The organism is Legionellales bacterium (assembly GCA_026125385.1).
Taxonomy (GTDB): domain Bacteria; phylum Pseudomonadota; class Gammaproteobacteria; order JAHCLG01; family JAHCLG01; genus JAHCLG01.
This window is the reverse complement of sequence record JAHCLG010000047.1, coordinates 1-10,331: the sequence shown is the minus strand read 5'-3', so window position 1 is coordinate 10,331 and position 10,331 is coordinate 1. Positions and strand designations below refer to the sequence as shown.

General features: G+C 40.0%; 10 protein-coding genes. 7 read left to right on the top strand and 3 right to left on the bottom strand.

Features of this window, described 5'->3' with window-relative positions; all coding sequences use genetic code 11:
- Window positions 1–2,072, bottom strand: a 2,072-nt coding sequence (locus KIT27_11830; GenBank protein MCW5590337.1) for a sulfatase-like hydrolase/transferase, incomplete at its 3' end; no start/stop codon positions are given.
- Window positions 2,073–2,280: 208 nt separating this feature from the next.
- On the opposite strand from KIT27_11830, the gene groES reads away from it, so the two are divergent.
- Window positions 2,281–2,574 (top strand): co-chaperone GroES, encoded by a 294-nt coding sequence (groES, locus tag KIT27_11825; GenBank protein ID MCW5590336.1) that lies wholly within the window; start codon window positions 2,281–2,283, stop codon window positions 2,572–2,574.
- A 23-nt stretch (window positions 2,575–2,597) separates the two neighbouring features.
- Window positions 2,598–4,250, top strand: a complete 1,653-nt coding sequence (gene groL, locus KIT27_11820) for a chaperonin GroEL (protein ID MCW5590335.1) — start codon at window positions 2,598–2,600, stop codon at window positions 4,248–4,250.
- Window positions 4,251–4,322: 72 nt separating this feature from the next.
- Here the strand turns inward: groL and KIT27_11815 are convergent, their stop codons facing one another.
- Entirely contained in the window at window positions 4,323–4,958 is a 636-nt protein-coding gene (locus KIT27_11815) for a hypothetical protein (GenBank protein MCW5590334.1), read from the bottom strand.
- Between the two features lie 135 nt (window positions 4,959–5,093).
- On the opposite strand from KIT27_11815, the gene KIT27_11810 reads away from it, so the two are divergent.
- A complete protein-coding gene (locus KIT27_11810) occupies window positions 5,094–6,053 on the top strand; it encodes a cytochrome-c peroxidase (GenBank protein MCW5590333.1) in 960 nt (319 codons plus the stop codon).
- Between the two features lie 14 nt (window positions 6,054–6,067).
- On the opposite strand, the gene KIT27_11805 is transcribed toward KIT27_11810, so the two are convergent.
- Entirely contained in the window at window positions 6,068–6,703 is a 636-nt protein-coding gene (locus tag KIT27_11805) for a CYTH domain-containing protein (GenBank protein MCW5590332.1), read from the bottom strand.
- Between the two features lie 149 nt (window positions 6,704–6,852).
- Here KIT27_11805 and KIT27_11800 point away from each other — a divergent pair, with 149 nt between their 5' ends.
- From KIT27_11800 to KIT27_11785, 4 genes are all read left to right on the top strand, one after another.
- Window positions 6,853–7,527, top strand: coding sequence for a TIGR00153 family protein (locus KIT27_11800; protein ID MCW5590331.1), 675 nt, complete (start codon window positions 6,853–6,855; stop codon window positions 7,525–7,527).
- Window positions 7,528–7,551: 24 nt separating this feature from the next.
- On the top strand, window positions 7,552–8,817 hold the full coding sequence (locus tag KIT27_11795; protein ID MCW5590330.1) for an inorganic phosphate transporter: 1,266 nt from the start codon (window positions 7,552–7,554) through the stop codon (window positions 8,815–8,817).
- Window positions 8,818–8,943: 126 nt separating this feature from the next.
- Complete coding sequence (locus KIT27_11790; protein ID MCW5590329.1) at window positions 8,944–9,789, top strand: Bro-N domain-containing protein; 846 nt, start codon at window positions 8,944–8,946, stop codon at window positions 9,787–9,789.
- 129 nt (window positions 9,790–9,918) lie between these two features.
- Window positions 9,919–10,212, top strand: a complete 294-nt coding sequence (locus tag KIT27_11785) for a helix-turn-helix transcriptional regulator (GenBank protein MCW5590328.1) — start codon at window positions 9,919–9,921, stop codon at window positions 10,210–10,212.
- Window positions 10,213–10,331: the final 119 nt, after the last annotated feature.

Here is a 10,331-nt window from a genome sequence, read left to right as displayed (position 1 = left end):
TTACCATAATACAGTTTTAATTGCTGTAATAAAGTCGTAAACGGACTTTTTTTCACAAATGCTGAATCCATATCATCGCTCCATTTTCCCGATGCTAAATTAACTAACACAGGAATTTGATGGTTTAGTTTAGGATACAGCGCTAATAACCAATTTTGGTGTATGATACCTAATTCTTTACTGCCAATAATTAATTTACCCATATCATGTTTTACTATCACATAACCAGTTTTTGGATCGACACTAAAATAATTAGCACTTTGCGTGGCCAGTAACTTTTCATTAGGATGTGTAGACATCACTGCTTGCGGAGTAAAACCACTGCTTAAATAAAAATAGCGTGGTGAATTTGGCGGTGTGGATTTTCCTAAAATAATCTTGGCAAGAGAAATGCCTTCTTGTTGTCCCACAGGAAGATGCAATAAATCGAGAATAGTGGGCTTAATGTCGATTAAAGAAACTTGCTCATCGATTTTTTTATTCAGATTTTTCGCTGGAGTATTTAATAATCGCCAAGAAAATACAATGTGATATTGATCCATCGATAAAATATCGGTGCCGTGTCCAGTAGAAAAATCCAATGCAATGGGTGGGTCGTAACTGGCGAATAATTTTTTTAACGCACTATGGTTGATATCACCTTGATACATGTTGGGATGAGTTAAACGATCGGGTACACCCAATGCTTCGCCATGATCTGAAATGACAACAACAATGGCATGTTGCAGTAAATTATCCTGTTGTAAAAAATTAATTAATTCCGCAAATTGTTGATCAGCCGTTTGCACAGCTTGATCATAAAGATAATGTGCTTGTGAAGAATTCAGTGGCGGGGGAATATATTTTAATTTTTTTGACCAACCATAAGGATAGTGAGGTAAACAAAAATGCACGCATAAAAAAATCGGTTGATGAAAGTTTTGTCGTAATCCTTGTTCAACCATGTGATTAAAACGCTGAGGATCATAAGTGGCTAAGGTTTGACGATTTCCCGTATTATAAGGAAAAAGCCAATGTCCAATCGAGGTATTAATGACTAAATTCGACAAAGGAAAATCATTTAAATTGCCTAAAATAAAATCTAATAAACCGATTTTAGGCCCTAAAATTTCATCAAAATTATAACGTTTGTCAATATTACTAAAGCGTTTATCATCCGTTGCGTAAATCGTGTGATAGTGATGTTGTTGTAATACGGCGGCGAGATTATTATCCAGATGTAAAAATTGCGGATCGATTAAATCATATCGCGCCCCATGCTTAAGTGGATAATTTCCCGTTAAAATACTCATCCACGCCGGAAATGTCCGCGCGAGCGGTGTGAGCGCTTGATTAAAATTGGTGGCAGAGTGTAAAAATGTATCGAGATGCGGTGTTAATTTTACGGATGAATTATAGACGCCAGTATGATCAGGACGTAATGAGTCGATGCCAATAATAATCACATTAGGCGATGAGGCAGGGGCAATATAATGATTAATGGTAGGTTTACTATAGAGCGTATAAAAAATCGCGCTTATCAACGACACAATAATTAAAATGCTGCAAATTCCATAACTTTTTCCTTGCTGAAAAGCATGGGTGATCCATTGTAATACCGCAATAACTACCATGATAGCTAATGGAATAAGCAATAGTATCAGTAAATAAATGCTGAGCGTGTGGGGAATAATTTCTGCCAGTAATTTAGAAAATTGGGAAAGCGGATAATAATATTCGTTCGCCAGCATAATACACACAATGGCGAGCACCCAGGTCCAGAGGCTTAAGGTATTTGCCTGTGTCTGATCCATTTCCCAAAAGGAAAAATTTAAGCGCAGGATCACCCACAATCCCAGCACGAGTAACAGATGCAAACCTAGGAAAGCCACAATACATTGTAATAGACCGGGTAGTATAATATGAGGGAAGGCAATATGCTGATGCAGTATTTCAGCGGCTTTTAAGTAATCAAAATTATTGGTAATCGCAAAGGCAATTTGCACCCCAATAAAAAAAAGGGTTAACCAACTTAAAAATCGCAAAGTTCCAGTAATCCGTCTGGCTCGACAAAAAATGAGTCGCGATGTCATTGCATACCTGCTGGGTGATAAAAATGTTAAAAATCATAACAGGTGTGATTAAAAAAGGCTATTTCCTCCTCTTGAAAACTTGACACGCACCCCCATATCGCTATCATTAGCACTCTAGTTAAGAGAGTGCTAACTTAGAGCCTTTAAACAGGCTTTTAAAATTAGTACAAAATCATTCATCATAACGCCAGTTGAGGAGTTAAGAACTATGAGCGTTAAAATTCAGCCCTTACACGATCGTGTCGTTGTTCGTCGCAATGAAGAGAGCAAAACTACTAAAGGTGGTATCGTTATCCCCGATACAGCCGGTGAAAAACCCATTAGCGGTACAGTGCTTGCTGTTGGCCCAGGTAAAACCTTGGATAACGGTGATATCTGTGCGTTAGCTGTTAAGAAAGGCGATAAAGTCTTATTTGGCAAATACGCGGGTACCGAAGTTAAATTGGATGGCGAAGAATTGGTCGTCATGCGTGAAGAAGATATCATGGGTATTATCGACTAATTATTTTTTAACGAGGAAAAATCATGTCTGCAAAAGAAGTTTATTTTTCAGAAACTGCGCGCAACAAACTGGTTAACGGTGTTAACGTGCTTGCGAATGCAGTTAAAGTAACCTTAGGCCCACGCGGTCGTAACGTTGTATTAGAAAAATCGTTTGGTGCGCCAACGATTACTAAAGACGGTGTATCTGTGGCGAAAGAAATCGAACTAAAAGATAAGTTCGAAAACATGGGTGCTCAAATGGTTAAAGAAGTTGCTTCACAAACTTCTGATTTAGCCGGTGATGGCACCACCACAGCAACCGTTATCGCTCAAACTATTTTATTAGAAGGCGTTAAAGCGGTTGCGGCCGGTATGAATCCAATGGATTTAAAACGCGGTATCGATAAAGCAGTGACCGTTGCTGTTGAAGAATTGAAAAAAATGTCCAAACCTTGCAAAGACGATAAAGCGATTGCACAGGTCGGAACAATTTCTGCTAATTCTGACGATGCAGTGGGTAATATCATTGCTGAAGCGATGGCAAAAGTGGGCAAAGAAGGTGTTATTACTGTTGAAGATGGCAATAGCTTTGATAATGAATTATCAGTGGTTGAAGGTATGCAATTCGATCGCGGTTACACCTCACCTTATTTTGTCAACAATCAACAAAGCATGAGTGCTGAACTTGAAAATCCTTACATCCTTTTAGTGGATAAGAAAATCACTAATATTCGTGATTTACTCCCAGTCTTAGAAGGTGTAGCAAAATCCGGTCGTCCTTTATTAATCATTTCTGAAGATGTCGAAGGCGAAGCGTTAGCAACTCTCGTGGTGAATAACATTCGTGGTACCGTTAAAGTCTGTGCGGTTAAAGCACCTGGCTTTGGCGATCGTCGTAAAGAAATGTTAAAAGACATCGCAATTTTAACGTCCGGTGTGGTCATTTCTGAAGAAGTGGGCATGCAATTAGAAAATGCTTCGATTAACGAATTAGGTACTGCAAAACGTGTTGTAGTCACTAAAGAAAATACCACGATTATCGATGGTTCTGGCAAGAGCAAAGACATTGAAGCTCGTTGCAAAGAAATTCGTCGTTTAGCGGATGAAAGCACCTCTGATTACGATCGCGAAAAATTAAAAGAACGCTTAGCTAAATTATCTGGCGGTGTTGCTGTGATCAAAGTCGGTGCGGCTACTGAAGTTGAAATGAAAGAAAAGAAAGCCCGTGTTGAAGATGCGTTACACGCAACTCGCGCTGCGGTTGAAGAAGGTATCGTACCTGGCGGTGGCGTTGCATTAATTCGTGCAATTAAAGCCGTGAAAAAATTAGAAGCGCTAAATGAAGATCAAGCTATCGGGATCAAAATTGTGACCCGTGCGATGGAAGCACCTCTTCGCCAAATCGTGACCAATGCTGGTGAAGAAGCTTCTGTGATCCTAAGCGAAGTCGTGAATGGTAAAGGTAACTTTGGTTACAATGCCGCAACTCGCGAATTTGGTGATATGGTTGAAATGGGAATTTTAGATCCAACTAAAGTAACCCGCACTGCATTACAAAACGCTGCTTCAATTGCTGGCTTAATGATTACCACGGAATGCATGGTTGCTGAACTTCCTAAGAAAGATGAAGCTGCAATGCCTGGTGGTGACATGGGTGGCATGGGCGGAATGGGTGGCATGGGCGGCATGATGTAATCAAGCTGTCGATCGACCTACAAAAAACCCGGCAATTGCCGGGTTTTTTTATACTCTTCACATTTGAAGATATTAAACAATTTTCTTAAAAACGTTAATCGTACAAGGTCCCCAACTCATTTCCATTAATTGAGAATATAATTGTTGATAATGGGTGCTGGGTAAACTTTTGGTACACAACATCACGCGCCCACCTGTACGGAGTTCCTGATTTAATTTATTAACGGTTTTTTCCCAAATATCGCCAATAAAACACGTCGCATTGATATAAACAATATCAGCGTCGCTAATGTCTTGTTTGAATAAATCATCGTGTAAATAGCTAATATTAAATTGTTTACCGTTAAATTCTGGGCGAGGATCTTGGTTGAATTTTTCCAGTTGATCGGCACTGAGTTTATGCAGCGCATCTAAAAGTTCAACACCGCACGCTTTGGAAAAATCGCCTAATAAGGCTGCCATCATTACGGCTTTGCCAGAACCCGAGCCGAGATCGTAAAATACTTCCCCGGGTTTAGGATCGGCAATATCTAACATGGTGGTAAATGTATCGTAGGTGATTTCACCGTAGACAAAGCAATCGTTGTCTAGATTTAAGCGTTTACGTTCATCGAGCGAGACCCGTCGCGCATCGAGATTGCCATAAATGCGATTCATAACCGCCACCGCATTCTCAAAATTCGGATTTTTTATTTTAGGGGATTCCATAAATCAAACCTGTTTGTTGTTAGGGTAGAGTGACTATTGTAAAAGGACATGGCACGACAAGCAAATTAAAATATTGCATTATTAAAAGAGCCATGATAAATAACGGTTTTAGAGAGCATTTTGCAGGGAAGTCCTATGTCCGTGAAAATAGTAATTACGATAATTTCCGTGTGTTTAACCTCCACACTTTATGCCATCAATCCAATCCCTAGGCCAACCATTACCGATCCTGCAAAAGTGGCATTGGGTGAAAAGCTCTATCACGATACTTTACTGTCTGCCGATGGCACCATCTCCTGTGCGACGTGTCACGATTTAAATAAAGGCGGAGTGGATGGGTTGCCGGTGTCGAAAGGGATCCACCAGCAAAATGGCGTGATCAATGCGCCTACCGTTTATAATTCAGCTCATAATTTTGTGCAATTCTGGGATGGTCGCGCTAAAGATTTAGCCGAGCAAGCCAAAGGTCCGGTGGAAAATCCGCTAGAAATGGGGGATACGTGGCCGAATGTCGTGAAAAAAATAAAAGCCAATCAAGAATATCAAGCATTGTTTGCGAAGAGTTATCAGGGTGTGATTTCAGAAGATACTATCGTGGATGCGATCAGTGCCTTCGAAAAAACCTTAGATACCCCCGATTCACCCTTCGATCACTATTTACGTGGCGATAAACAGGCAATTTCTCCGCTTGCGCAAAAAGGCTATGAATTATTTCAAACTCGCGGTTGCGTAGCGTGTCATAACGGCGATTATTTCGGTGGCACGATGTATCAGCGCTTAAATCCAGACTATTTTAAAGAACGAAACACTCCGATTACTACTGCCGATCTGGGGCGTTATAACGTCACTCATAACGAAGCCGATAAATATTTTTTCAAAGTGCCGATGTTACGTAATATTGCGGTCACCGCGCCGTATTATCACGATGGTCAGGTGAAAACTTTAGACGAGGCTGTGACTAAAATGGCGAAATATCAATTAGGCCAAACCTTAAGTGGATCCGATGTCAAAGCGCTTGTGGCATTTTTACAAAGTTTAACAGGCACTTATAAAAATGTGCCATTGGATAAAATGGGTCATTCTCGTAAGAATTGATCAGATGCCGGAAATTAAATTAGAAAACCCTCTGCTAATGCCTGTTCTTTGGTGATCCGATAACCGCGTCCTGCCTTGGTGCTATCGGTGGGGCGCAAATTTAAATTATGTCGCAACTGTTCGGCAAATTGCTGCAACTCCGTTTTTTCACCTTGAATTAATTCTAATTCTACTTCGCAAATCGGAAAACGCGTTTGCGCGGCTTTCACATAACCTTGATCTAACGACACTTGAATGGTGGTATTACTTTGAAACTCGATACACCAATTTTCACGAGTAAATACTGTGGCGAATAAGGGTTGGATCTGTTTTTCTAAACCATGATCAAAAATTAAGGTTTTTAAGTAATCATGCGGTAATTGAGAAAAATTAGGTTGGTTTTCATTCAACTCGATTTCCCATTCGTGTCGTTCATGCATGCCATTATGACTGGCTTCGGTGGTTTTAATGGTTTGCATAAAACGCCCATTTTCTTGGCGAATTCGCAAGACAAAGCCATGTCGACGTAGAAAATGATCGTTGGTGTCGTAATAATCGGAGTGCAATTCTAAAATTTCATGATGATAAGCGCGAGAGAGGGATTCTAGAGTTTTAAAACGAGCGATTTGATCCGGTTTGATACTGAGCTTAATTTCAACTTCCAATGGCATAGTTATATTCCTAATATCGCAAATCGGCATTGTAGCGGATTGCTCGAGAAATTCAATACTAACTTCAAGTCGATAACAGTGCAAAATTGATGGTTTACAAATCCAGGGAGATATTGCCATAATAGCCGCCATTACTCGGAGGGGGTAAGATGAAATCACCAATGCTAAATCTGTTCGGGCGCTCACCCATCAAACCATTGCAAAAGCACATGAGCACGGCTTTTAAATGTGCGCAACACTTAATTCCTTTTTTTAATGCAGTTTTTGCTGGAGACTGGGAAAATGCTTCCCATATTCGCGATGAAATTTCTAAATTAGAAAAAGAAGCAGACGATATGAAAAAAGATATTCGTTTGCATTTACCCAAAGGATTATTTTTACCCGTACCACGCACCGATTTATTAGAAGTATTATCCATGCAAGATCGCTTGGCGAATCGCGCTAAAGATATCACCGGAATTGTAGTTGGACGCAAATTATTATTGCCCGATAATCTCAAAAAATTATATCAACAATTTTTAGCGCGCTGTATCGATGCCGCAGCACAAGCCCATAAAGCAATTAATGAATTGGATGAATTATTAGAAACCGGTTTTAAAGGAATTGAAGTTAAACTGGTGGAAGAAATGATCGTAGAACTTCACCAAATCGAACACGATACCGATGAAATGCAAATTGAAATTCGCAAAATTTTATTTGCTCAAGAAGATACATTAAATCCCGTGACAGTAATTTTTTTATATAAACTCATCGAATGGACAGGAGATTTAGCCGATCGCGCGGAAAATGTTGGAGGACAATTGCTACTGTTACTGGCACGTTAATAATTCATTTAATTTTGGAGCGTTATGGAACATTTTTTAGTTTATATTCTTGCCGCAGGAATTTTAGGTTTGGTGATGACGTGGGGTGTGGGGGCAAATGATTTAGCCAATATCATGAGCACCACCATGGGATCAAAAGCGATTTCTGTTCGCCAAGCCATGCTCATTGCCATTATTTTTGAATTTGCTGGGGCATTTTTTGGTGGCGCGAATGTCACTGCCACCATTCGCACGGGGATCATCAATAGTCAAAGCGATATTTTAATTCAACAACCCCATTTATTAATTTATGGCATGCTCGCCGTATTAATGTCGGGGACGGTTTGTATGTTGCTCGCCAGTTTTTTAGGCTTGCCGGTATCTATCACCAATGCCATTGTGGGAGCGTTAGTCGGTTTTGGTGCTATTGTATTAGGTGTCAACGCCATTCACTGGCAGAAAGTCATTTATATTGCCATCAGTTGGGTAAGCTCACCGTTAATTGCAGGCATCGTCGCGTATTTTTTATTTCGATCCATTCAAAGTTTAATTTTATCTAAACCAAGGCCTGTGCGTGCCTTGCGTCGCGCCGTTCCCATTTATTTATTTTTAATTGGGATCGTTCTTTCCATCATGGTCATCATTAAAGGATTGCGTCATTTTGGATACGATATTCATCTAGGTTCCGAAATTATTATCACTATTTTATGTAGTGTGTTAATTACCCTCCTAGGTTTATGGATTATTAGTCGCATCAAAATTAAGCCCAGTCACAAACATCATCCGCGTTATGTTTACATTGAAAAAGTCTTTGGCATTTTAATGGCATTTACCGCCTGCGCCATGGTATTTGCGCATGGTTCGAATGATGTCGCCATTGCCACAGGCCCCGTGGTGGCCATTGTTAATATTGTCAGTCATGGCGGACGTTTAGTAAACACACATGTGATTGGGGAAGCTTGGGTGATTCTCTTAGGTTGCACGGGTGTCGTTTTGGGTTTACTCATGTATGGAAAAAAAGTTATTCAAACCGTTGGCACCGGCATTACTGCACTAACACCTTCTCGCGCATTTGCTGCAACCATCGCCGCCGCCACCACCGTGGTCATTTCCACCGGCACAGGTATTCCCGTTTCTGCTACTCAAACCTTAGTGGGTGCCGTATTTGGCGTGGGTTTAGCCCGCGGCATTGGCGCACTGAACCTCACTGTAATCCGCAATATTTTATTCTCCTGGATCATAACACTCCCTGCCGCTTCTGCCTTAGCTATTGTGTTTTATTTAATTTTGCGATTATTTGGAGCTGGCTGAAGGCGATGATGAATACATTTTGTCGATAGCACTTATTGCATAATAACAAGAAAAGCCAGTGAATCAGCGTATTTGTGAAAATTTAAAGCGAGTGAACGTTTATGAATAAAGAAGCCGGAGGTTAATATGAATCAGCAGCAATTAGTGGTTTTTAATGAAAAAAATATTCGTCGGCAATACTATCAAGAAGAATGGTATTTTTCGATTATCGATATCGTTAGCGTGCTCTCTGAAAGTTCTAATCCGCGTCGTTATTGGTCGGACATTAAGCGTCAATTGGTCAGTAAAGAAGGCTTTTCTGAACTGTACGAAAAAATCGTACAGTTGAAAATGCCAGCACCGGATGGGAAATTACGAGAAACGGACTGCGCTAACACCGAAACCTTATTACGCATAATTCAATCGATCCCATCTCCCAAAGCCGAACCCTTTAAACGTTGGCTTGCCAAAGTGGGTTACGAGCGCATTCAAGAAATTGAAAATCCAGAACTCGCGCAAGAACGCATGAAACAACTTTATGAACAAAAAGGCTATCCCAAAGACTGGATCGATAAACGCTTACGTGGCATCGCCATTCGCCAAAATTTAACGGATGAATGGCAAGAGCGAGGCATTACCCATGAAAAAGATTATGCGATTTTAACCGCAGAAATTTCCAAAGCCACGTTTGGCATGACGCCCAGTGAATATCGAGACTATAAAAAATTACCGAAACAATCCAAAACCAATTTGCGCGATCACATGACAGATCTAGAATTAATTTTTACGATGCTAGGGGAAAAAGTAACCACAGAAATTTCACAACAAGAAAAACCTCAAGGCATGTCAGCAAATAAAAATGTAGCCAAACGTGGCGGACGCGTTGCCGGCAATGCTCGCATTGAAACAGAAAAAGAATTAGGCCGTAGTGTGGTGAGTTCAGATAATTATTTGGCGTTAACCAAAACTAAAAAAATTAAGCAGGATGGGTGATGGGAAAATCGAAAATAGAAAGTAGTAAACTATGCAATATTGCACTTATTGTTTGAACTCGCAAATCACAAAAAGCGCCCAAAAAAGAAATTGAGACAGCAGAAAAGCGTATGCTGGAGGTATTTAAAAATGAAAGCACTTACATTAACTGATTATATTGATAAAAAATTAAAAACAGATTCGGAGTTTGCCGAATATTACGCGCGTGAGCAAATTATCAATAACATTGCTGAAATGATTGTGGAGGCTAGAAAAACAGTGCATTTAACTCAATCAGAGTTAGCTAAAAAGATTGGAACATCTCAATCGGTTATTTCCCGTATTGAAAGTGGTAATAGTGCATTTATTCCTTCATTAGAAACTTTAGTGAGAATTGCTGCTGCATTAGATATGAAGTTACAATTACAGATGAGAAGAACATAACTCATAACTCATAACTCATAACTATTCCTTTATATACTATTTTGAAGATACAAAGTTGGGTTGAACAAAGTAGAAACCTAACTTCAACAAAAGAATTTTTTCGACTATCAACAATGAGC